Annotated in this window: 18 protein-coding genes; 2 read left to right on the top strand and 16 right to left on the bottom strand. The window is 69.3% G+C overall.

The window, feature by feature from the left end; translation table 11 throughout:
• The first annotated feature begins 308 nt into the window (after positions 1-308).
• A complete protein-coding gene (locus tag ACWEVR_RS23115; RefSeq protein WP_452468671.1) occupies positions 309-1,241 on the top strand; it encodes an ADP-ribosylglycohydrolase family protein in 933 nt (310 codons plus the stop codon).
• Between the two features lie 85 nt (positions 1,242-1,326).
• Here ACWEVR_RS23115 and ACWEVR_RS23110 read toward each other — a convergent pair whose 3' ends face one another.
• The 3 genes from ACWEVR_RS23110 to ACWEVR_RS23100 all read right to left on the bottom strand — a co-directional run bounded on the left by ACWEVR_RS23110 (position 1,327) and on the right by ACWEVR_RS23100 (position 6,475).
• Complete coding sequence (locus tag ACWEVR_RS23110; RefSeq protein ID WP_452468670.1) at positions 1,327-4,557, bottom strand: arabinosyltransferase domain-containing protein; 3,231 nt, start codon at positions 4,555-4,557, stop codon at positions 1,327-1,329.
• Positions 4,558-4,630: 73 nt separating this feature from the next.
• Positions 4,631-5,128 carry a hypothetical protein gene (locus ACWEVR_RS23105; RefSeq protein WP_452468669.1) on the bottom strand — a complete coding sequence of 166 codons (498 nt, stop codon included), beginning with the start codon at positions 5,126-5,128 and terminating at the stop codon, positions 4,631-4,633.
• A 45-nt stretch (positions 5,129-5,173) separates the two neighbouring features.
• Positions 5,174-6,475 (bottom strand): DNA polymerase IV, encoded by a 1,302-nt coding sequence (locus tag ACWEVR_RS23100; RefSeq protein WP_452468690.1) that lies wholly within the window; start codon positions 6,473-6,475, stop codon positions 5,174-5,176.
• A 169-nt stretch (positions 6,476-6,644) separates the two neighbouring features.
• Here ACWEVR_RS23100 and ACWEVR_RS23095 point away from each other — a divergent pair, with 169 nt between their 5' ends.
• Entirely contained in the window at positions 6,645-7,520 is an 876-nt protein-coding gene (locus ACWEVR_RS23095; protein WP_067497501.1) for a UTP--glucose-1-phosphate uridylyltransferase, read from the top strand.
• A gap of 460 nt (positions 7,521-7,980) precedes the next feature.
• Here ACWEVR_RS23095 and ileS read toward each other — a convergent pair whose 3' ends face one another.
• The 13 genes from ileS to murD all read right to left on the bottom strand — a co-directional run bounded on the left by ileS (position 7,981) and on the right by murD (position 23,132).
• Entirely contained in the window at positions 7,981-11,115 is a 3,135-nt protein-coding gene (gene ileS, locus ACWEVR_RS23090) for an isoleucine--tRNA ligase (protein WP_452468668.1), read from the bottom strand.
• Between the two features lie 269 nt (positions 11,116-11,384).
• Positions 11,385-11,585, bottom strand: coding sequence for a hypothetical protein (locus tag ACWEVR_RS23085; protein WP_452468667.1), 201 nt, complete (start codon positions 11,583-11,585; stop codon positions 11,385-11,387).
• 87 nt (positions 11,586-11,672) lie between these two features.
• Positions 11,673-12,536, bottom strand: a complete 864-nt coding sequence (wag31, locus tag ACWEVR_RS23080) for a DivIVA-like cell division protein Wag31 (protein WP_181699249.1) — start codon at positions 12,534-12,536, stop codon at positions 11,673-11,675.
• A 60-nt stretch (positions 12,537-12,596) separates the two neighbouring features.
• Positions 12,597-12,899: a YggT family protein gene (locus tag ACWEVR_RS23075; protein WP_067642869.1), complete on the bottom strand. Its 303-nt coding sequence runs from the start codon at positions 12,897-12,899 to the stop codon at positions 12,597-12,599.
• Positions 12,900-12,988: 89 nt separating this feature from the next.
• A complete protein-coding gene (locus tag ACWEVR_RS23070) occupies positions 12,989-13,744 on the bottom strand; it encodes a cell division protein SepF (protein WP_067642872.1) in 756 nt (251 codons plus the stop codon).
• Positions 13,745-13,851: 107 nt separating this feature from the next.
• On the bottom strand, positions 13,852-14,589 hold the full coding sequence (locus ACWEVR_RS23065) for a YggS family pyridoxal phosphate-dependent enzyme (RefSeq protein WP_452468666.1): 738 nt from the start codon (positions 14,587-14,589) through the stop codon (positions 13,852-13,854).
• Positions 14,590-14,623: 34 nt separating this feature from the next.
• Positions 14,624-15,355: a peptidoglycan editing factor PgeF gene (pgeF, locus tag ACWEVR_RS23060; RefSeq protein ID WP_067642878.1), complete on the bottom strand. Its 732-nt coding sequence runs from the start codon at positions 15,353-15,355 to the stop codon at positions 14,624-14,626.
• A gap of 150 nt (positions 15,356-15,505) precedes the next feature.
• On the bottom strand, positions 15,506-16,765 hold the full coding sequence (gene ftsZ, locus ACWEVR_RS23055) for a cell division protein FtsZ (protein ID WP_067497477.1): 1,260 nt from the start codon (positions 16,763-16,765) through the stop codon (positions 15,506-15,508).
• A gap of 131 nt (positions 16,766-16,896) precedes the next feature.
• Positions 16,897-17,574: a cell division protein FtsQ/DivIB gene (locus ACWEVR_RS23050; RefSeq protein WP_067643264.1), complete on the bottom strand. Its 678-nt coding sequence runs from the start codon at positions 17,572-17,574 to the stop codon at positions 16,897-16,899.
• Between the two features lie 8 nt (positions 17,575-17,582).
• Positions 17,583-19,025 (bottom strand): UDP-N-acetylmuramate--L-alanine ligase, encoded by a 1,443-nt coding sequence (murC, locus tag ACWEVR_RS23045; RefSeq protein ID WP_452468689.1) that lies wholly within the window; start codon positions 19,023-19,025, stop codon positions 17,583-17,585.
• A 119-nt stretch (positions 19,026-19,144) separates the two neighbouring features.
• Positions 19,145-20,254, bottom strand: coding sequence for an undecaprenyldiphospho-muramoylpentapeptide beta-N-acetylglucosaminyltransferase (murG, locus tag ACWEVR_RS23040; RefSeq protein WP_452468665.1), 1,110 nt, complete (start codon positions 20,252-20,254; stop codon positions 19,145-19,147).
• On the bottom strand, positions 20,251-21,699 hold the full coding sequence (gene ftsW / locus ACWEVR_RS23035; protein ID WP_357152259.1) for a putative lipid II flippase FtsW: 1,449 nt from the start codon (positions 21,697-21,699) through the stop codon (positions 20,251-20,253). The genes murG and ftsW overlap by 4 nt, the downstream gene beginning before the upstream one ends.
• Positions 21,696-23,132, bottom strand: coding sequence for a UDP-N-acetylmuramoyl-L-alanine--D-glutamate ligase (gene murD, locus ACWEVR_RS23030; protein ID WP_067642884.1), 1,437 nt, complete (start codon positions 23,130-23,132; stop codon positions 21,696-21,698). The genes ftsW and murD overlap by 4 nt, the downstream gene beginning before the upstream one ends.
• Between the last annotated feature and the right edge of the window lie 44 nt (positions 23,133-23,176).

Here is a 23,176-nt window from a genome sequence, read left to right as displayed (position 1 = left end):
ACTTTTGTGGCGCGATTTCAGCCCGATGTCGGCGGCGGCAGCGGCGTCGGCGGCAGCAACGGCAGCAACGGCAGCGGCTAGCGGTGGCGGCAGCGGCGGCGGCAGCAGAGGCAGCGGTGGCGGTGGTGGCAGCGGTGGCGGCAGCGGCAGCGGCACGGCTCAGGCCTCACGCCATCATCGCGGTTCGACGGCGGAGGCGGTGAGTCAGCAGCGGCGGCAGCAGCGGCAGCGACGGCGGTGCCGGCGATGTTGGACTGTCAGAGCCGATCGAGCGGAGTGTGGCGGTACGGTCGGGTCGACTTGTTGTGATGAAAGGGGTGGATGCTGTGCGGGATTCGGGCTTCGCGGATCGGGTGGCCGGGGTGCTGGTGGGGACGGCTGCCGGGGACGCGCTGGGGGCGGGGTACGAGTTCACCAAGCCCGGGGACGATGTGGTGATCGACATGATCGGCGGTGGGCCGTTCAACTGGGCGCCGGGTGAGTGGACCGACGACACGTCGATGGCATTGGTGGTCGCCCAGGCCGCGTCGCGGGGGCCGGGGATCGACCTGGACGCGGTGGCCGAGGGGTTCGTTCGCTGGTATGACACCGATCCCCCGGATATCGGCAATCAGACCAGGGCGGTGCTGTCGATGAAACCGAGCTCGGCGCTGGACATGCAGGCGGCGGCGATGTCGCTCACCGGGCGGACCGGCGGGAACGGGTCGCTGATGCGCACGGCGCCGGTGGCGCTCGCCTACCTCGACGACGCGGCCGACTGCGTGGCGGCGGCCGGGCGCGTCGGCATGCTCACCCACTACGACGAGCAGGCGGTCGAAGCCTGCAAGATCTGGACGTACGCCATCCGGCACGCCGTACTGCACGCGAACTTCGACGGCGTGCGCGAATACGTCTGCGGCTCAGCGTATTCCGAATACTGGACCGCCCGCCTCGACGAGGCCGAACACGGCTCCCCCGCCGACTTCCCCAACAACGGCTGGGTCGTCCATGCGCTGCAGACTGCCTGGTGGGCCATCACCACCACCGACAGTTCGTCACCTACCCATCTCGCCCTCGCCCTCGAGGCATGCGTCCGCGCGGGCAACGACACCGACACCACCGCCGCCATCGCAGGCGGCCTCCTCGGCGCCCGCTGGGGCGCCTCCGCCGTCCCCACCCGCTGGCGCGACATCCTCCACGGCTACCCCGGCCTCACCGGCACCGACCTCCCCACCCTCGCCCACCGCATCACCACCACCTGACACCCGCGCAGACGCAACCCCGGCCAGTCACGCACGTTCGCACAGGTGCCCTGGACGTCGGCGGCAACCGCGCAAGTGTCCAGGGTTACCAGGCGGTGATAACGGGGCCGGGAGTCCAGGTGCCCCACTCGGTGCGGGGGTTCACCGAGACCTCGGCGGGGGTGGCTGTCGTGTCTCGGGGGAGGTATTGCTCAAGGGAGCCCCAGTCCTTGTCCCAGTCGTTGTTCAGGTACGTGGGGAGGGTGCGGGCGGTGAAGAGGAGTTGGGTCCAGCCGAGTGGGCCGCCGCCGTCGTGGCCCTGCCACAGGTTGGTGATGGTGGCGCCGTTGCGGTCGGGGAGGATGCGGTATTCGGGGTGGGCGGCTACGCCGTTGTGGGTGGGTAGGTGGTTCTGGCACGGGAAGTGCAGGCCGACGGCCCAATCCAGCAGCACGGGGGTGTCGCGGCCGAGCAAGGCGTTCAGGGTGGTGGTCTGGGGCATGCGCGGCGGGGTCACGGCGAGCCACTGGTCGGGGCCCAGATCCTTGTCGGCGGCGACCAGGCGGACCGCCGTGGCGTCGGCGGGGAGCTGGTCGAGCGGGACGCGCAGATTGCGCCAGACGGGCGCGGGGCCGATGTCGATCGGCACGACCTGACCGGTGACCCGCACCGTGCCGTCGGGCGCGGCGGTGCCGTATTCGACCGTCAGGTCCTGGCCGGGGTGCACGATGCCGTCGGCGTCGACCGAACGGATCCGGCCGGCCACCGACACCGCGAGCAGCGGACCGCGCGGCCCTTCGGGCAGGCGGAACCAGCCGGTGGTCAGGGCGGCGGGTTCCTGCGTGCCCGCCCGGTAGCTGCCGAGCACCGGGGTGGTGGCCGGGTCGAGACCGAACGGGAGCTGCAGCGAACCCTGGCGTGATTCCGAACCGGCCGACGTGGTCGCGTCGCGCAGTTCGTCGGGGTCGTCGGAGACCGAATTCGCTTGGCCGGTGGTGGATTCCACCTCGTCGGAGGTGAGCACGGGCGCCACGCCGTCGGGGCGGAAACCGGTCGATTCGCCCGTCATGGTCGTGGTCATGTCACCGGCGAGCGGGGCGAGCATCGAGGCGTTGGCGTCGGTTTCGACGAGCACCTCGTCGGCCATCCCACAGCCACCGCCGAACGCCGCGTTCAGATTCGAGCTCGCCACCGAGTACGCCGGGTACTGGGCGACGGCGGCCTTGGCGAACGACGCCACCTCGAACAACACCATCATCGCGGCGGCCACCGCGAGCACGGGCACACCGCTCAGCCGCGTCGGCTTGGCCGACGGACTCGGATGGATGTGGAACCAGGCGGCGATCAGCAGCGCGAGACCGGTCAGCCCGGCGAACACCGTGGACACGCCGAATCCGGCGACCGACGGCGGCTTGTCCCACCACGGCACACCCCACGCCGACACGTACCAGTAGCCGTTGGCGCCGACGAAGGTCACCGCGAGCGCGAAGAACACCGCGGCGGCGAACAGCGCCCGATTACGCAAGGGCCGCAGCACGTTCGGGCTCACGGCGACCGCGGTCACGGCGGCGACGCAGGTGGCGAGGCCCGCGAACACACCGAACTGATGCGTCCACTTGGTCGGCGAGAACATCATCAGCACCATGGCGGCGAGGGTGATGCCGAGCAGGCGCCGGGTGGGGCCCACGGCGGTGCCGGGGATGTGACCACCGCGCCGCAGCATGGTCGCCGCGCACACGACGAGGCCGAGCAGCATGACGAACACTCCGAAGCGGCGGGTGAGCCAGCCGTCGGCGTTGATCTGCAACAGGAACTGGTAGCGCAGGAACTCGAAGAACCAGGACTCCCCCGGCCCGATCTTCTCGTGTACCGCGAACATCTCGCGCACACCGGCCAGGGTGCGGTCGGCGAAGACGACGGTGAGCACGACAACGCCCGCCGCGAGGATCGGCAGCAGCTGTGACAGGTAGCCGACCGTCTTGGCCCGGCGCACGATCACCGCCGTCATGGTGCGCGCACCGGCTACCAGCGCGCCGAGGCAGATCAGCCCCGACGGCGCACCGGTGAGGGTGAACGCGGCCACGATCACCGCCACCGCGTACGGCAGCAACCGTCGCGTGGCGATGGCCCGCTCCACGGATACCCAGGTGACCAGAACACCGAGGGCGACAACGAATTCCGCGCGCAAGCCATTGTTGTAGGGCAGCCAGAACGCGAGGAACACCAGCGCCGCGGTCCAGGTGACGAGCTTGCTGTGCCGCAACGCGATACCAAGGCGCGGCAGCACTTCACGGCTGATCAACCACCAGGTGAGCACACCGGCGAGCAGCGCGGGCAAGCGGACGAGCGGGCTGACGGTGGAGATGTGGGTGAGCCAGCCGATGATGTCGGTGTAGGGGGTGTAGAACGGGCCCTCGTCCACGCTGAACCAGCGGTAGTAGTTCGACATGTTGCCCGAACTGCGTGCGCCCCTTGCCATCCCGAGGATGTAGCCGTCGTCGGAGGTGTTGGCGCCGATGAAGTGCCAGACGCCGAGTACCGCGAACACCAGCCAGTCGACCGGGCGCAGCCGCCACCAGCGCTGCGGCAGGAACCGGCGCGCCGACCGGCCGTCGGCGGCGTCGAGCCGGTGCAGCGCGAACAGGGCGACGAGCGTCGCGAGCACGCACAGCGCGTTCACCGCGAGCTTGGGCCAGGTGGGCGAGGTGATGTAGCGCGAATCGACGTCGACACGCACCGCCAGGTCGGCGGGTGCGGCGCCGGTGAGCTCGCTGAACACTCCCACCACCTGCGGGCGGAGATCGCCGGCGAGGGTGGCGCCCTCGCCGAGTCCTGTTGTGGTGACCGTCGATCCGGTCGGCGACAGGGTGACGGTGAGCGCGCACGACCGGTCGAGCACCTCGGCCAGCGGCGCCGTCCACACCAGCATCGACCGCGATACCACGTCGACCCGGCCGGCGCGCTCGGGGGTATCGGCGACGACCTTGACGACGAAGCCGTACTTCTCCATGTCGGCCGATTGCCTCGGCACGGTGGACACGACCACCCCGCCGTTCGCCGCGACCGAACTCAATGCCGCGCACGGCACCGTCGCCGTCAGCTCGGCCGGGGCGTAGGCCACGAGCGGCGCCTCGACCGACGCGGGCGAGCCCTGCTGCGGCCAGGACACGCTCGCGGCGTCGACGCGGACCGGAAGGAAGGGGATGGCCGCGGCGCTGAGGACCGCGATCAGCCCGGCGACGATCGCCACGGCCCGCGCCCAGCCGGGCGAACCCGGTCGCACCGGCTCCGAAGCACCCTTGGGCGGATGCCCCTGCCGCACGATCGTCTCAACCACGGGGCCTGATCCTAACCGCGCCCCCGCCCGCGCCCCAGCCGCCCCGGCGTGGAGCCGTCGGCACAGCGGAATGTCAGGAGCACGCGGCCGACTGCTGGCCCAGATTCGTCAGCATGGTGCAGGCCCACGCCTTCTGTACCTTCCACTTACCGGCGTCGGCGACGAACGGCACATCCACCACATTCGTCTGCCCGTTCACCGTGAAGTTCGCCTTGGCGTTCACGCTGTCACCGAACGACGTCACCTCGGTGACCTGCACCTGCGCACCGGCGTCGCGGGCGGCGACGGCCAGGCGGTTCGGCAGCTCGGGATCGGCCTCGCCGCCCTGCACGAAGTCCAGCTTCTGCTCGTTGGGCACCGACGGGTCCAGCGCGGTGTTGAGCTGGGCGTTGAGCTCCTCCACCGACGGCACCGGTGGCAGCGCGTCGGCGGCGGCGGCGGTCGTCGTGGTCGCCTTGGCACTGGTGGTGGTCTTGGCGGCGGGCTTGTCTTCGGTGCACGCGCTCAGCCCGAGTGCGGTGATCACGGCCAAACCTGCGATCGCGACACGGCCGATCCTGCGGTGGGTCAACTGCTCGTCCTTCGGTTCGAGGGGCGGGTTGCCGGGCGTGGCCGCTCAGTCGAGACTGGCGAGTGGGTCGGCGGGCGACAGTCCCGATTCGTCGGCAGGAAAGGTACGCGCCGGGCCGGGGCCTGTCGAACTGGTCTCGAAGCGCACTGTCACCACGCCGTAGCCCGCCCCCTGCACCCACCCGTGCCCGAACTCCGGATGTCGCACGTCCATACCCTGAAACCATTGCCCCACCGGCATTTCCGGTTGCTCGGCCACCGGCTCGGGCGCCTCGACTGAATCGGTGTCGATATCGGCGGGCAGCGCCTGGTCGAGTTCGGGGAACAGCGATTCCTGGCGAACCATGGTGAGCCCGCCGTAACCGACCCCGACCAGCCGGATCGGCCCGAGTTCGGCGGGGTCGATGGCCGAACGTTGTGCGGCCGCGGCCAGCGTGCCAAGTTCGGTGGTGGCGTAGGGCAGCGTGAACGAGCGGGTCACGATGCTCATGTCGGACTTCTTGAGTTTGAGGACGACGGTGCGGGCGGCGCGACCGTCACGTTCGAGTCGGCGGTGCGCCGAGGCGGCCATGGCGGTGATCGCGGTGCGCAAGTCGGCGAGGGTGACGATGTCGCGTTCGTAGGTGTTCTCGGCGCTGATCTGTTTGGCCTCGGCACGCTCGCTGACCGGCCGGTCGTCGATTCCGCGCGCCAGCCGGTGCAGCGCGGCCCCGACACTGCCGCCGAGGAGGGAGGCGGCCTCGGACTCCGGCAGCGCGGCGAACGCGCCGACGGTCTCGATACCGAGGCTGCGTAATCGTGATTCGGCGACCGGACCGATGCCCCACAGTTTGCGCACCGGCAACCCGGCGAGTAGCGCGCCCTGTTCGGCCGGCGAGATCACCCGCATCCCATCGGGTTTCGCGAGTCCGGAGCCGATCTTGGCCAGCTGTTTCCCGGTGCCCGCCCCGATGGAGGCGGTGAGACCCGTCCGCGCACGGACCAGCGCGCGCAGCATCGCGCAGTACTCCTCGACCTGGGCCACGCTCGCCCCGGCGAGCTCGGCAGGCTCGGCGAACGCCTCGTCGAACGACAACGTCTCGAGCACCGGCACCCGGCTGCGCAGCGCGTCGAACACCCGTCCGCTCAGCACCGAGTACACAGCCCCGCGCGGCGGCACGACCACCGCCGAGACGCCGACCAGCCGCCGCGCCTGATGCATGGGCATGGCCGACCGCGCGCCGAACACCCGCGCCTCATAGCTCGCGCCTGCCACCACCCCACGCTGACCGACGCCACCCACGAGCACCGGCCTACCGCGCAGGGTCGGCCGGGTGAGCTGTTCGGCCGAGGCGAAGAAGGCGTCCATATCGATGTGCAGCACCCACCGACGTGCGGTGACCGCAGCATCGGGCCTGGCCGCGACCGGGACGTGGGTACTCACGAGCGCAATGTACGCGGCCCCACCGACAGATCCTCGACACCCGGCCGCCACCGAGGCACCGCACAGACACCTCGAAATGTGTGATGATCGGGTGATGAAGATCCGTAAGGCTGTTATCCCGGCCGCGGGAATCGGCTCCCGGCTGCTGCCCCTGACCAAGGCGACGCCGAAGGAGATGCTGCCGGTCGGCGACAAACCCGTCATCGAGCACACGGTGCGCGAGCTGGTCGCCTCCGGTATCACCGACATCACCATCGTGGTGACCAGTGGCAAGTCGCTGATCCAGGACCATTTCCGGCCGAACCCGGCGCTGGTCGCCCAATTGCGTGCCGACGGCAAGTCCGCCTACGCCGACGCGGTGGAGGAGGTGGGTGAGCTATCGCGCGAGGGCCACATCACCTACCTCGACCAGCACGGCCCGTACGGCAACGGCACCCCGGTGCTCAACGCCGCCCGCCACCTGGGCGACGAACCGATGCTGGTGCTCTGGCCCGACGACGTGTTCGTCGCCGAGGTACCGCGTGCACAGCAGCTCATCAAGGCCTACGAGTCCACCGGCTGCCCGGTGCTCGCCCTGATGCCGATGGAACCGGGCGAGTCGCAGCGCTACGGCGTGCCGGTGGTGCGCGAGGACCTCGACGACGGTTTGCTGCGCATCTCCGGGCTGATGGAGAAGCCCAAGCCGGAGGATGCGCCGTCGGCGTACGCGGCCATCGGCGGGTACGTGGTGACGCCGGGCATCATCGACGAGCTGCAGCTGCAGACCGACAACTGGTACACCCACCGCACCGGCGAGGTGTACCTGACCGACGCGATCAACAAGTACGCCGCCGAACACGCGGTGTACGGGCAGGTGATCCAGGGCCGCTGGTACGACACCGGTAACCCGGCCGACTACCTGGTCGCCCAATTCGCCTCGGCGCTGGCCCATCCCGAGTACGGGCCGCTGCTGCGTCAGCTGGTGGACTAGCGGTTCGCCTGCGCCGCTCCCGCGCGGCGCAGGCGAGCGGTCAACACCGTTTGTCCGCGAGAACGAGGTTCGTCGCGATCGTCGCCACGAATCCGAACAGCAGGCGCCGCAGAACTTTTCGCCGCACAGATGGACTCCCCTCGTCCCGGCGACGGGTCGCCGACTGGTCGGTTACCGGGCGGCATCACACCGATCGCGGCACGCCGCCCGTCGATCCGGCGCCGCGACGGAGGTGTGCTCACTTCCGCCGCGGCCCCGTTTCCACAGGACACTCATCACGAACCGTCGCTGTCACCTCAGCGTGTTCCATGCGCATGTGCAGCAACTCGACCCATTGTGCCCGAAGTGGCCCGAGAAAGTCGCCATTTCAGCAACCTTCCCGCGAACTGCCCCGTCAGCCTGCGATTTTCGGCCGGAAAATGTGTCCGGGGCCGGGCGAGGCCGACCCCGGACGGGTGATTCAGGCCTTGCTGAGGGCCACCTTCACACCACCGGTGATTTCCGGGGCGTCCGCGTCGACCGCACCGAATGTGAGTGTGGTCGCGAGGATTTCACCGGCGATCAGGTCGCGGTGGGTTTCGGCCCACTCGGCCCGCTCGGCGGGCACTTCGAGCACCACGCTGATGCGGTCCGACACGTCGAGACCCTGCGACTTACGGGTCTCCTGCAGGTCGCGGATGAGGTCGCGGGCCCAGCCCTCGGCTTCCAGCTCCTCGGTGACCACCGAATTCAGCACAACCAGACCGGCATTGCCGGGCAGGGCGGCGGTGGATTCGGGTTCGGCGGCGACCAGGCGCTGGGTGTATTCCTCGGGCAGCAGCATGATCCCGGCGGCGGTGACGACACCGTCGGCCGATTCCGACCACTCCCCCGCCTTCACGGCCTTGATCACCGTCTGCACCTGCTTGCCCAGGCGCGGACCGGCCGCGCGCGCGTTGACGGCCAACTCGAAACGGCCGTGCGCGGCGACATCGGTGGTCAGGTCGACCTTCTTGACGTTGACCTCGTCGGCGATCAGCGCGGTGAACGGGGCGAGTCGTTCGGCGTCGGCCGCCGCGATGGTCACCTCGGCCAGCGGCAACCGCACCCGCAGGTTCTTGGCCTTGCGCAGGCTCAGCACCGTGGAACACACGGTGCGCACCTCGTCCATGGCCGCGACCAGCTCCGGATCGTGCGGCAGTTCGGATTCGGCGGGCCAGTCGGCCAGGTGCACCGAGCGTTCGCCGGTGAGCCCACGCCAGATCACCTCGCTGATCAATGGCAGCAGCGGCGCGGCCAGCCGGGTGGCCACCTCGAGCACGGTGTGCAGGGTGTCCACCGCGTCGCGGTCCTCGGACCAGAAGCGCGAACGTGACCGGCGCACATACCAATTGGTGAGCGCGTCGGCGAACGAGCGCAGTTCGTCGCAGGCACCGGCGATGTCGTAGGTCTCGAGCGCCTCGGTCATCACGTCGCGGGTCACCGCGAGCTTGGCCAGGATGTAGCGGTCGAGCACGTTCGGTGAGTCCGTGCGCCACACACCGGGCTTCGAGGCGTAGAGCTGCAGGAAGGTCCACGCGTTCCACAGCGGGCGCAGCGCGTGGCTGACGCCTTCGCGGATGCCGCGCTCGGTGACGATGAGGTTGCCGCCGCGCAGGATCGGCGAGCTCATCAGGAACCAGCGCATCGCGTCGGAACCGTCGCGGTCGAAGACCTCGTTGACGTCGGGGTAGTTGCCCTTCGACTTCGACATCTTCAAGCCGTCGTCACCGAGCACGATGCCGTGCGCGGCAACGGTTTTGAACGCGGGCGAGTCGAAGAGCGCAGTCGCGAGTACGTGCAGGGTGTAGAACCAGCCACGGGTCTGCCCGTTGTACTCGACGATGAAGTCGCCGGGGAAGTGGCTGTCGAACCACTCCTTGTTCTCGAACGGGTAGTGCACCTGGGCGAACGGCATCGAACCCGACTCGAACCAGCAGTCGAGCACCTCGGGAACCCGGCGCATGGTCGACTTCCCGGTCGGGTCGTCGGGGTTGGGCCGGGTGAGATCGTCGATGCCGGGACGGTGCAGGTCTTCCAGGCGCACGCCGAAGTCGCGCTCGAGTTCGTCGAGCGAACCGTAGACGTCCACGCGCGGGTGGGCCGGGTCGTCGGACACCCACACCGGGATCGGGCTGCCCCAGTAGCGATTACGGCTGATGTTCCAGTCGCGCGCGCCCTCGAGCCACTTGCCGAACTGTCCGTCGCGGATGTGTTCGGGCACCCAGGTGATGTGCTTGTTCAGCTCGACCATCCGGTCGCGGAACTTGGTGACCGCGACGAACCAGGACGGCACCGCCATGTAGATCAGCGGCTGCCCCGAACGCCAGCTGTGCGGGTAGGAGTGCTCGATCGTCTCGTGGCGCAGCAGTTTTCCGGCGGTCTTGAGGTCCTTGATGATGACCGGGTTGGCGTCGAAGACCATCAGGCCCTCGTACGGCGGCACCATCGAGGTGAACTTGCCGGCCGGGTCGAGCGGCTGCACGATCTCGATGCCGTTGGCCGAGGCAACGTCCATGTCCTCCTCACCGAAAGCCGGTGCGAGGTGGACGATTCCGGTGCCGGAGTCGGTGGTCACGTAGTCGGCGGTGAGTACCCGGTGCGCGTTCGGATGTCCGAGGAAGAAGTCGAACGGCGGCTGGTAGGACAGCCCGGCCAGGGCGGCACCGTCGTACTCGCCGAGCACAGCGGGTTCCTCGCCGAATTCGCGGGCGTAGTGCGAAACCCGTTCGGCGGCAAGCAGATAACGCTTGCCGTCGGCGGCCTGCAGATGCACGTAGCGCACGTCGGGGTGCACGGCGATCGCGAGGTTGGACGGCAGGGTCCACGGGGTGGTCGTCCAGATCAGCGCGTTGGCACCGTCGAGCGCGGCCAGGGGGTGCTCGGCGGGGACCGACAGCACCATGTCGACGGTGACCGCCGGGTCCTGGCGCATCTTGTACGCGTCGTCGAGGCGGGTCTCCTGGTTCGACAGCGGCGTCTGCTCGTACCAGCTGTAGGGCAGCACCCGGAAGCCCTGGTAGATGAGCCCCTTGTCGTAGAGCGACTTGAACGCCCACATCACCGACTCCATGAAGTCGAGATCGAGGGTCTTGTAGTCGTTGTCGAAGTCGACCCAGCGCGCCTGGCGGGTGACGTACTCGCGCCACTCGTTGGTGTAGCGCAGCACCGAGGACTTACAGGCGGCGTTGAACTCGGCCAGCCCCATCGCATCGATCTGCGACTTGTCGGTGATGCCGAGCTGCTTCTCGGCCTCGATCTCGGCGGGCAGACCGTGGGTGTCCCAGCCGAAGCGCCGGTCGACCTTCTTGCCGCGCATCGTCTGGAAGCGCGGGATCAGGTCCTTGACGTAGCCGGTGAGCAGGTGGCCGTAGTGGGGCAGGCCGTTGGCGAAGGGCGGGCCGTCGTAGAAGACGAACTCGGGATTCCCGTCACGGTTGTCGATGCTGGCGCGGAAGGTGTCGTCGCGGGCCCAGTAGTCGAGCACCGTGGTTTCGAGTTCCGGGAACGTCGCGCCGGAACCGGCACCGAAATCGACCCGGGGGTACGCGCCACCGGTGGTTGTCTCGTCCGCCATTGCGGAATGCTCCTCGTGCCGCCGCGCCGCCGGCGCGGATCCGTGGCACGGGGACGATGCCGGCGCAGGTGCGCCGAAACCGCGGTACCACCCCGTTTGCCCGCGCCGGGAAAGCACGCGAGCCTCTCGTTGCGAGCTGTGACGGGCTCACCCGTTCGGTTCTACTGAGCGCGAGTGCGCCGTTCTTCCGAAGACTCCCCGGTGATGGCCGGATCAACGCCGTGTGTCAATCGATTCTAACCGGGCTCGTCCAGCCCATTTCCGCGCGGTCAGTCCCTGCGGGCATGCCGTCCCGGCGGGACCGGGTCGTTCTCGGGTCGCCCACCGGCGAGCGCGCTCACCAGGAGGGTGCCGGCGCCGATGACGCAGATCAGGATGCAGCCCCACGCCCACGCCACCGAACCGGTGGCGAGTGCCGCCACGAGCAGTGCGAATCCGATCGCGGCCAGAACGAGCGTCAAGACGAGCATGCTGACTCCCAAGCAACCGAGCAGCCCGACGAACTGTGCGTTCGGCGAATCACGCGACGCGCTGCGCCGCGCGACCCGGGTTCCAGTTTACTTGGCGCCCTTGGCGAAGGAGGAGGCCGGAGCCAAACTGTTGGACGATCCGTTGGTGTCACCCGCGAACTCGCCGCCGTCGACCGGAACGGCCGAGCCACGGTTCTCCAGTTCCTCGAGCTGCGACTCCAGGTAGGACTTCAGGCGCACGCGGTACTCGCGCTCGAAGGTCTTGAGCTGCTCGATCCGGCTTTCCAGCACCGTGCGCTGCTGGGTGATGGTCGCCATGATCTCGGCGTGCTGACGCTCGGCGTCGGCGGTGAGGGCCTCGGCCTTGTCCTTGGCCTGGCGGATCTGGGTCTCGGAGCGGTTCTGCGCGTCGGCGAGCATCGCGTCGGACTTCTGCCGCGCGTCGGCGATCATCGCCTCGGAGCGGGTGCGGGCGTCGCCCACCAGACGCTCGGAGTTTGCCCGCGCGTTCGACAGCAGGCTCTCGGCCTCGGTCTTGGCGTCGGTGGTGAGGCGATCCGCCATCTCCTGCGCCAGGGTGAGGACCTTCGCGGCCTGCATGTTGGCGTCGGGGCCCGAGTTGTCGCGGACGGGCGCGGCCACCGGCATCGGCGCGGGCGGCGCCGCCGGGACCGGCGCCGGAATAGGTTCCGGTGCGGGCGGCGGTGCCTGTTGGACCGGGGCCTTCACGGCGGCGACCGGGGCCGACCCACGATTCTTCTTCGCGTCGGCTAGCTCGGTGTCGAGCTCGGCGACCCGCTGACGCAGGTCGGCGTTCTCCTCGATCAGGCGCGAAAGCTCCTGCTCGACGAGATCCAGGAAGGCATCGACCTCGTCCTCGTTGTAGCCGCGCTTACCGATCGGCGGTTTGCTGAACGCGACGTTGTGCACATCGGCGGGAGTCAGCGGCATCGAAGGATCCCTTCACGCGGTCTTTGGAGAACTAGCAAGCGGTCTTCTCGACTCATTGTGTCACACGGAGGTCACGGGCTGCCCGAGCCTACCCACGATGGACATCAGGATGAACACGACGAAGAGCAGAACCATAATCGACAGATCGAGCCGAATACCGCCCAGATTCACGGGAGGTATCAAGCGTCTCAACAGTTTCACCGGCGGGTCGGTGACGGTGAAGATGAACTCCAACACGATCACCACCACGCCCCTCGGGCGCCAGTCACGCGCGAAACTGCGGATGAACTCCACGATCACCCGGCTGATCAACAACAGCCAGAAGATGAAAAGCACGAGGTACAGAACCGCGAACAGGGCCACGGGTTCACTCTGCCGCAAAATCGGCGACGTGCAAAATGGCCGCGCCGCGCAGTGCGCGGGCGGCCATCATGGCAGTTCGTGAATTGTCACTATTTCTGGTTGTAGAAGCCGTTTTCGGCGATCCGACGACGCTCTTCGGCCGATACGTCGACATCGGCCGGTGAGAGCAGGAACACCTTCGTGGCCACCTTGTCGAACGAGCCACGCAGCGCGAACGCGAGCCCGGCCGCGAAATCGACCAGCCGCTTGGCATCGGCGTTGCTCAGGTCGACCAGGTCCATGATGACCGGGTTTCCTTCGCGGAAACGCTCACCGATGATCCTGGCCTCGCTGTAATCGCGCGGACGCAGCGTGGTGATCTTGGACAAGGGACCTCCGTCCTCGAAGATCCCGGGCCGCCGCACGGGCGCGGGCTCGGGGCGCAAGCGCTCCTCCAACCTGCGCTCCTCGGCGTCGGGATCGACCGCGAGCGCGCCACGGGTCGAGCCGCGCATCCCCGGCGCGACCCCGCCCGCCCGGAACGCACGGCCCGACGAGGGCGCCGTCTCGATCCTGGTCGGGCGCCGCGGCGGATCGTAGCGATCCTCGGCGTAGGCGTCGTCGACGTAGTCGTCGCGACGCGCCTGATAAGCCGGCTTGTAGGCAGGCTGGGGGAAGTCGTCGGCTTCGTCGCCGAAACGTTCGGAGCCGTAACGATCTTCGGCGTAGCGGTCGTAGCTGCGCGGGCGAGTACGGCCGGCGCGCTCCTCGGGGCCGCGCGAGGCGTGATCGTCGACGTAGTCGTCTTCGTACTCATCGAGCGGAACCATGCCGAAGTACGCCTTGAACTTGTGCAGCGTGCTCATCCTGGACGACCTTCCTTCGGCCCCGGTGGCGGCCGGGTGTTGAAGTTCTTGCTCAGCGCCTCGTCGGCCAATCGTATGTGTCGAATGTGACTGATGAGGTTTCTTTGCTACGCCGAGGTTATCGGTCGGGCGCCCATCAAGGCGGTACCGACACGCACACACGTCGAACCGTGTTCGACCGCGATCTCCAAATCACCCGACATACCTGCAGAAAGTTCGGTGGCATCGGCGTGTTGCGAGAGCAGCGAAGTGTGCAAAGTCGCAAGCTTCGCAAAGGACGCATGAATGTCGGCGTCAAGGGGTGGAATCGCCATCAGACCGGCCAGATGCAGTCCGGGGGCCTTCGCTACCAGGTCGGCCAGGGCGGGCAGATCGGCCGGTTGGACACCCCCGCGTCCGGGGTCGGCGTCCAGGCTCACCTGCAGCAGCACACGCAGGGGCGCGGTACGCTCGCCGGCTGCCTGTGCGTCGGTCACCGCCCGGTCCAGTGCGTTTGCCAGCCGTTCGCTGTCGACCGAGTGCACGGTGTGTGCCCATCGGGCCACGGCGCGTGCCTTGTTGCGCTGCAAGCGGCCGATCATGTGCCACTCGACGTCGTCGTAGGCCAGTTCGGCGACCTTGGCCGAGGCCTCCTGCTCACGCGACTCGCCGAACTCGCGCCTGCCGAGGCGATAGAGGATGTCGACATCGGCGGCCGGGAAGAATTTGGTCACCGGCAGCAGTCGGACGGAGCCCGCGGGGCGGCCCGCCGCGGCCACGGCGGCGTCGAGCCGCGCGAGCAGCCCGTCCAGGCGGGTCGAGAGTTCGCTCGCGCGATCGGTGCCGGTCGAGGTCTCCTGGGTCATGCGGCCTCCCCTCGCCGGGCGGTGTGCTGTGGGCTCATGCCGTCGGGTCCATCCAGATCACACCGGCGATGCGGCCGGTCGGGGCGCCGCGGCGGTGGCTGAACAGGGTTTTGTCCTCGATCGTGCAGCGCGGGTCGAGGGCGATGCCGCCGACGCCCGCCTCGGTGAGCTGCCTGCTGATGCCCGCGCGCAGATCCAGGCCCGGCGTCTTGCGGACCGTGGTGGTTGCGCTACCGGGCAGATGGGCCTCCACGTCGGCGCGCATGGCGGCGGGCACCTCGTACTGACGACCCGATGCGGCGGGCCCGAGGAACGCGCCGATGCGCTCCACCCGGGCGCCGACCGAGACCATCGCCTCGAGTACCCGTGGCACGATGCCGATCCGGGCGCCGATGCGGCCCGCGTGCACTGCCGCGATCACCCCTGCCTCGTCGTCGGACAGCAGGATCGGCACGCAGTCGGCGGTGAGGACGACCAGGGCGAGGCCGGGCACGGTGGTGACGAGCGCGTCGGTCACCGGGACCGGTTCGGCGCGCGGACCGTCGACGATCTCGACATTGCGGCCGTGTACCTGCTCCATCCACACCAGCCGGTCCGGGGTGAGCCCGATGCCCTCGGCCAGGCGGATCCTGTTGCGGCGCACGGCCTCCGGATCGTCGCCGACGTGATCGCCCAGGTTGAACGAGTCGTACGGGGCGACGGAGAAGCCACCGGCGCGGGTGGTGGTCACCCGGCGAACGGTCACGGTGGGGGGTGCGGAAGTCATGGTTCGAGGGTAGTGCGGTCGGCGGGTCGATCGGTGCGCGTGCGGGGTGACATCGGTCAACCCGGCCGCTGGCCGCGGCGGCCCCGGGGCTGAGCCGGAGACGCGAAAGCGCCCGAACTCACCGGGGAGTTCGGGCGCTGTTGTCCGTGCCTAGCGGCGCATGAAGATCGGCACCTCGATGTCGTCGTCATCGTCGCCGTCGTCGCGCGGTTCGGGGTTGTTGACGCGGTTGAGCGCCTGCTCGGTGACCCGCTGCCGCTCCGACTCCCGGTACCGCTCGGTGTCGCGGTAGTTGGGCGCCGCCGCCCGTCCGCTCGACATGCCCGCGGTGGCGGGCTCGGTGGGCCGGGCCGGTGCCTCCGTGCTTCGGCTCTGCCCGACCTCGCCCGCACGACCGGAGCCGATCGGGTTCGACGAGGACCGGCCGGTCTGCATGGTGTTCTCGACCGCGCGCCGCGAGGGGCCGCCGCCGTCGAAGCCGGCGGCGATCACGGTGACGCGCACTTCGTCGCCGAGCGAATCGTCGATGACCGTACCGAAGATGATGTTGGCCTCGATGTGGGCGGCCTCCTGCACCAGCGAGGCGGCCTCGTTGATCTCGAACAGACCGAGATCGGAACCACCCGCGATCGAGAGCAGCACGCCGTGCGCACCGTCCATCGATGCCTCGAGCAGCGGCGAGTTGATCGCCGTCTCGGCGGCTTTCACCGAGCGGCCCTCACCGCGCGCCGAACCGATGCCCATGAGGGCCGAACCGGCACCCGACATCACGCTCTTGACGTCGGCGAAGTCGACGTTGATCAGGCCGGGGGTGGTGATCAGGTCGGTAATACCTTGAACACCGTTGAGCAGCACTTCGTCTGCCGACCGGAAGGCATCCATCAGACTCACCGCCGCGTCGCCCAGCTGCAGCAGCCGGTCGTTCGGAATGACGATGAGGGTGTCGCACGACTCGCGAAGCAGGTTGATGCCCACTTCGGCCTGGTTCCCACGCCGTTTTCCCTCGAAGGAGAACGGCCGGGTCACGACACCTATGGTCAGCGCGCCCAGCTTGCGGGCGATGCTGGCGACGACAGGGGCGCCACCGGTTCCGGTACCACCGCCTTCGCCCGCGGTGACGAAGACCATGTCGGCGCCCTTGAGCACCTCTTCGATCTCGTCCTTGTGGTCTTCGGCCGCTTTGCGACCGACTTCCGGATCGGCTCCGGCGCCAAGTCCTCGGGTGAGTTCACGACCGACATCGAGCTTCACATCGGCGTCGCTCATCAGCAGGGCCTGTGCGTCGGTATTGACCGCGATGAACTCGACTCCCTTGAGTCCCTGTTCGATCATCCGGTTGACGGCGTTCACGCCGCCGCCGCCGATACCGACGACCTTGATCACGGCAAGGTAGTTGTGCGGGGGCGTCATGGGCTCTCGCCTTCCTTCGATCTAAAACCCTCAACCTCAACCATAGGGTTGGCGTTATGTCAAGTATCCGACTGCTGCGGAACGCTATTCGCAGCCACCGCGATCCCGGCGCAGGCGCGCCGAAGTTTCGCTCACTTTACCGTGACCAGATTCGGACTCGAAACGTCGAACACGGTGCCTTCCCGGGTGAGCAGCGGCATTACGACGGCAGCTTTGCGCTCCCCGTCGCCCGTGCCGCCCCACACTACCTTTCTTCCGTCGCGCAGGTTGAGCGAGACATCCGAAACCGACCGTGCGACAACCTCACCCACCTGCACCGACAGCGCGGGCGGCAACGTGACCAGCACGGCGACGGCGGCGCGGGCCGCATCCGGTCCCGGCATCGAGCCCTCGGTGACCAATTTCGGCACACCGATCGGCGGTGCCGGCTCGATCGCGAATTCCACACTCTCGGCGTCGATCAGGTGGGCGCCGTCGGGAGCGTCGATGTACACCACCGGAGTTCGCTCCACGACCGTCACCAGCACCGTCGACGGGAACTTCCGCTGCACCCGGACCGAGCGCACCGTGGGAATCGCGGCCACGCGGCGGGCGATCTCGGTGGTGTCGATGCGTAACATCGAACGCCCGTCCGGGATTTCGAGCCGCTCGCGCACCTGTTCCTCGGGCACGGCCGTCAGGCCGTCGATCCGCACGGTCCGTACCGACAATGCCGGGGTGAACCACGCGAGCACCGCGAGCACGGTGACGACGACCAGCCCGACCGCCGTCCAGAGCCGGTAGCCGTGCCACCCGCGCGCCGCGGGCATCGGCAACCTCACCGGCCGCCCTGCTGCGGACGGGCCCGCAAGCCGTCGAGGATCTGGTTGCCGAGCATGGTGACATCGCCCGCACCCATGGTGATCACGACATCACCGGGCTGCGCGAGCGCCGCGACCTGACGGCCGACCTTCGACATATCGGGCTGATAGTGCACGGGTTTGGTCACCGACTGGGCCACCAGCGCACCGTTCACGCCGGGCAGCGGTTCCTCGCGCGCGCCGTAGACGTCGAGCACGACCACCTCGTCGGCCAAGCTCAGCGCGGTGCCGAACTCGGCCGCGAAAGTGGCGGTGCGGCTGTAGAGATGCGGCTGGAAGACCACGATCACCCGGCCGCGTTCGATGCGCGCCCCGTCGCGCGCCTCCTGCGCGACGAGCTGCGCGGCGGCCTCGAGCACGGCCCGCACCTCGGTGGGATGGTGGGCGTAGTCGTCGAAGACGCGCACGCCGTTCTCGCGACCGGTGAACTGGAACCGGCGGTGCACGCCACCGAAACCCTCCAGGCCCTGCACGATCTCGTCGATGTCGGCACCGGTCGCCCGGGCCGCGAGCAGCGCGGCGAGCGCATTGAGGGCCATGTGCCTGCCGGGCACCGACAGGCGGACCGTGCGCGGCGTCGTCTCGCCGCCCAGCTGGAATTCGACGATGCCGCCGACATCGCGCGGCTGCCAGTCGAGCAGCCGGGCACCGACGGGCACGGGCGCGTTCGTCAGGTCGCCGGAGCCGTAGCCGAGCACCTGCACACCGCGTTCGGTGAGCCGGGGCGCGACCCGTTCGGCCAGGGCGAGCGAGCCGGGATCGTCGAGGCAGACCACCAGCAGTCCGCCGGGGGCGAGCCGGTCGGCGAAGTCGTCGAAGACCTGGATGTAGGCCTCGTCGGTGCCGAAGTAGTCGAGGTGGTCGGATTCGATATTGGTGACCACGGCGACGTCGGGGTCGTATTGCAGCAGCGAACCGTCGGATTCGTCGGCCTCGGCGACGAAGATGTCACCGCTGCCGTGGTGTGCGTTGGTGCCCGCCTCGTTGAGTTCGCCACCGACCGCGAACGAGGGGTCGGCGCCGCAGTGCTGCAGCGACACGATCAGCATCGAGGTGGTCGAGGTCTTGCCGTGGGTGCCCGAGACGAGCAGGGTCTTGTGCCCGCGCATCAGGGCGGCGAGCACGGTGGGACGCATCAGCACGGGAATGCTGCGCCGATTGGCTTCGACCAGTTCGGGGTTGGTCTTCGGGATGGCGGCGTAGGTGGTGACGACGACGGTCGGGCCGCCGGGCAGCAGGTCGAGCGCGTCGGCGTCGTGCCCGATGCGCACCTGCGCGCCGCGGGCCCGCAGCGACAGCACGCCACGGCTCTCCCTGGCGTCGGATCCCGACACCGCACCGCCACGCGCCAACAGGATTCGTGCGATACCGGACATGCCGGCACCGCCGATTCCGACCATGTGCACCCGCGCGAGTTCGGCGGGCAACGCCGAACCCACGGGCTCGCCCGCGGCGTTCACCGCGGTGCCCGTGCTCGGACCGCCCGGCTGGTCACGCTCCGCTTCCGGCCGCTCACCGCTCATCGGGCGAGCCCCGCGACGATGCGTGCCACCGTGTCGGCGGCGTCGCGGTGACCGGCGCCTGCGGCGGCGCGGCTCATCTCGGCGAGTCGGGCGGGGTCGAGCAGCAGCGGAATCACCTCGTCCATCACGAATTTCGGGGTCAGCTCGGCGTCGGGGACAATTCTGCCACCCCCCTCGGCCACCACGGGGCGCGCGTTGAACTCCTGTTCGCCGTTGCCGTGCGGCAGGGGCACGTAGAACGCGGGCAGCCCGACCGCCGACACCTCGGCGACGGTCATGGCGCCGGAGCGGCAGACCACCGCGTCGGCGGCGGCGTAGGCCAGATCCATCCGCGACAGGTACGGCACCGCCACGTACGGTGCCGGCGCGTCGGCGGTACTCACCTCGACGCTGTTCTTGGGGCCGTGCGCGTGCAGCACCGAGATCCCGGCGGCGGCCAATTGCGGTGCGGCGCCGGAGATCGCCTCGTTGAGGCTGCGCGCGCCCTGTGAGCCGCCGAACACCAGCAGAACAGGGCCCTCGGCGGGCAGGCCGAAGTGCTCGCGGGCCTGCGCGCGCAGCGCGGGACGGTCGAGTTCGGTGATGGCGGCACGCACCGGGATGCCGACGACCTCGGCCCCGGCCAGGCCGGAGTCGGGAACGGCGGCAAGCACTTTCGTGGCCAGCTTGGCGCCGACCTTGTTGGCGATGCCCGCCTTGGCGTTGGCCTCGTGCACGACGACCGGAATCCGGCGCTGCCTGCCGATGCCGCGCGCGGCGAGGTAGGCGGGCAGGGCGACGTAACCGCCGAAGCCGACGACGACATCGGCCTGCACCCGGTCGATCACCGCGCGGGTGGCGCGCACCGAGGAGAACACCCGTCCGGGCAGGCGAAGCAGGTCGGCCGACGGCTTGCGGGGCAACGGGACCGGCGGGATCAGCTCGAGCGGATACCCACGGTCGGGCACCAGTTTCGTCTCGAGTCCGCGCTCGGTGCCGAGTGCTGTCACCCGGATCGAATCGTCGAGTCTGCGCAAGGCGTCGGCCACCGCCAGCGCGGGTTCGATGTGGCCTGCGGTTCCCCCGCCTGCGACGATCACCGACAACCCGGATCGCGGGCTACTCACTTGGATCTACCTCGTTCTCTAGCGTGTGGCATCGGATAGGTCGGTTCCCATGCTCTGGTCGACCGTAGCGAACTGGTGCCGCGGCTTTCCGGCGCGCGTCGTCTGCGCGGGGCATCGGGTTGGCGGCGTGGGGCCTGACGTGGGCGTTCGGTTTTCGCGCGCGGCGCGGGCTTGCGCGGCGCCGGGGTGTACACCTCGGGCACCGGAAGCCGCAACAGCCTGCTGAGCCTGCCGTCCTGGCCCGCTTTGAGCGCCGAGACCGCCTCGGGCTCGTGCCTGGCCGCGCTGGCGATGATGCCGAACATGAACAGCGTGATCGCCAGCGACGAACCACCGGCCGACACCAGCGGCAACTGCAGACCGGTCACCGGCAGCAGGCCGACGACGTAGCCGATATTGATCAGGGCCTGCGCGGTGATCCAGGTGGTCGCGGTGGCGGTGAGCAGGCGAAGGAACGGGTCGACCGAGCGCAGCGCGATGCGGATGCCGGTGTAGACGAACATCGCCAGCAGGGCGAGCACCGCCATGCAGCCGAGGAAGCCGAGTTCCTCGCCGATGATGGCGAAGATGAAGTCGTTGTGCGAGTTGGGCAGGTAGCTCCACTTGGCGCGGCTCTGCCCGAGCCCGCGACCGAGGATGCCGCCGTCGGCCAGCGAGTACTTGGCCTGGCGTGCCTGATAATTGGCGCCCTGGGGATCGTCACCGGGATTGAAGAACGCGCGCACCCGGTCGGACCGGTACCCGGCCGACAGCGCCAGCACCGACGCGACGACCAAGCCGCTGACCATGATCCCCACGAACAACCGCACCGGCAGCCCACCGAACCACAGCAGCGCCATCAGCACGATGCCGAGCGCGATCGTGGTCGACAGGTTCGGCTCGAGCACCACGAGCAGACACACCAGCAGGCCGGCGGGCACCAGCGGCACCAGGATGTCCTTGAGGTGTGCCCCGCGCCGCGACGCGAGCAGGTGCGCGCCCCACACCACCAGGGTCACCTTGACGACCTCGGACGGCTGGATCGAGATGGGCCCGATGTCGAACCAGCGTCGCGCGCCACCGTGCACCGCGCCGATGCCCGGAATGAGCACGAGCACCAGCGCGATCACCGAGATGCTGAACGCCGGGAACGACCACTGCCGCAGGACCCGCAGCGGCAACCGCAACGCGATGTAGAACGCGACGGCGCCCAGCCCGGCGAACATGGCCTGCTGGATGAACAGCGAATACGCCGACCCGCCACCGGCATAGGCCTCGACGCTCGACGCCGAGAGCACCATCACCAGGCCGAGCACCGTCAGCAGGGTCGCGATGGTGACGACGAGGTGGAACGAGGCGAGCGGACGGGCCAGCCATGCGCCGAAACGCTCCCCCGCCCATCCCGGCTGCGGGGCGATCCGTTTCCGGCGCCCCCCTGTCGGGGTGGTCTGGCCCGTCGATGTCATAGCGCCCGCCCGATGTCACCGTCTTCCAGTGCCGTGACCGCGTCGACGAAGCAGCGTCCGCGGTGGGTGTAGTCGTCGTACATGTCGAGGGACGCGGCCGCGGGTGCCAGCAGCACGGTGTCTCCCGCCCGCGCCATGCCCGCCGCGGCGCGCACGGCGCGGCCCATCACCGCTTCGGCACGCTGGGATCTCGACGACTCCATGTCTGCATCGTCTCCCGCGTCCAGTGCGATGACCGGGACTTCGGGCGCGTGTCGCGCCAATGCGGCGGCGATCACCGGCGCGTCGGCCCCGAACAGGACCGCGCCCACGAGCCGGTCGGCGACCTCCTCGATGAGGTCGTCGATGGTCGCGCCCTTGAGCAGGCCGCCCGCGACCCACACCACGTGCGGGTGCGCGAGGATCGATGCGCGCGCGGCGTGCGGGTTGGTCGCCTTGGAGTCGTCGATGAAATCGACGCCGCCCAGTTCCCGCACGAACGCGGTGCGGTGCGGGCCGACCTTGTGTTCGGCCAGGCCCTCTTTCACGAACTGCGGTGCCACGTCGATGGCCCTGGTCAGCGCCGAGGCGGCCAGCGCGTCGGCGATGCCCGCCGGCCCCTGCGGGCTGATGTCGGAGGTCTCGGCGAGGATCGCGGCCTTGGTGAAGGCGCGGTCGAGGAGTTTGCCGTCGACCACGCCGAGTTCGCCGTCGGCGGGCACGCCCACGCGGAACCCGACCGTGCGCCGCGCCTTGGACTTGCGCGCCAGCGCACCGGCGACCGGGTCGTCGAGGCCGACCACGCCGATGCGGCCGGTGAGGGCACGCGCCTTCGCGGCGGCGTAGGCGTCGAGCCCGCCGTGCCAGTCGAGGTGGTCCTCGGCGACATTGAGCACCACACCGGCCTCGGGCCGCACCGACGGCGCCCAGTGCAGCTGGAACGACGACAACTCGACCGCGAGCACCTGTGGTCCGGGATTGCGGCGCAGGGCGTCGAGGATGGGCAGGCCGATATTGCCGCAGGCCACGCTGGCGATGCCCGCGGCGCGCAGGATCGAGTGCGTCATCTGGGTGGTCGTGGTCTTGCCGTTGGTTCCGGTGACCACCAGCCACTTGCGGACCGGGCCGTAGATGCGAGCCTGATCGACCCACCAGGCGAATTCGACGTCACCCCAGACCGGGATGCCCTCGGTGACCGCCGAGACGAGCACCGGCGAATCGGGCCGCCAGCCGGGGCTGGTGATGACGAGGGCGAACCGGGTGAGATCGGCGTGCTCGAGCTCCACGGTGGTGGCGATCTCGAGCCCGAGTTCGGCGGCCTCGGCCAGGGCCTTGGCGCCGCCGTCGGTGACGACGGGGTGCGCGCCGATATCACGCAGCGGTTCGATCAGGGAGCGTCCGGAGACGCCCCAGCCGGCGACGAGAACGTCACGGCCACGCAGGAATTCGAGCATGGGGCCCGGGGAACGCAGGGCACGGGGCGAGTGTTCTACCATTT

The sequence above is a fragment of the Nocardia sp. NPDC003979 genome (assembly GCF_053605015.1).
The sequence above is the reverse complement of the archived record's forward strand: the minus strand, read 5'-3'. Positions and strand labels throughout refer to the sequence as shown.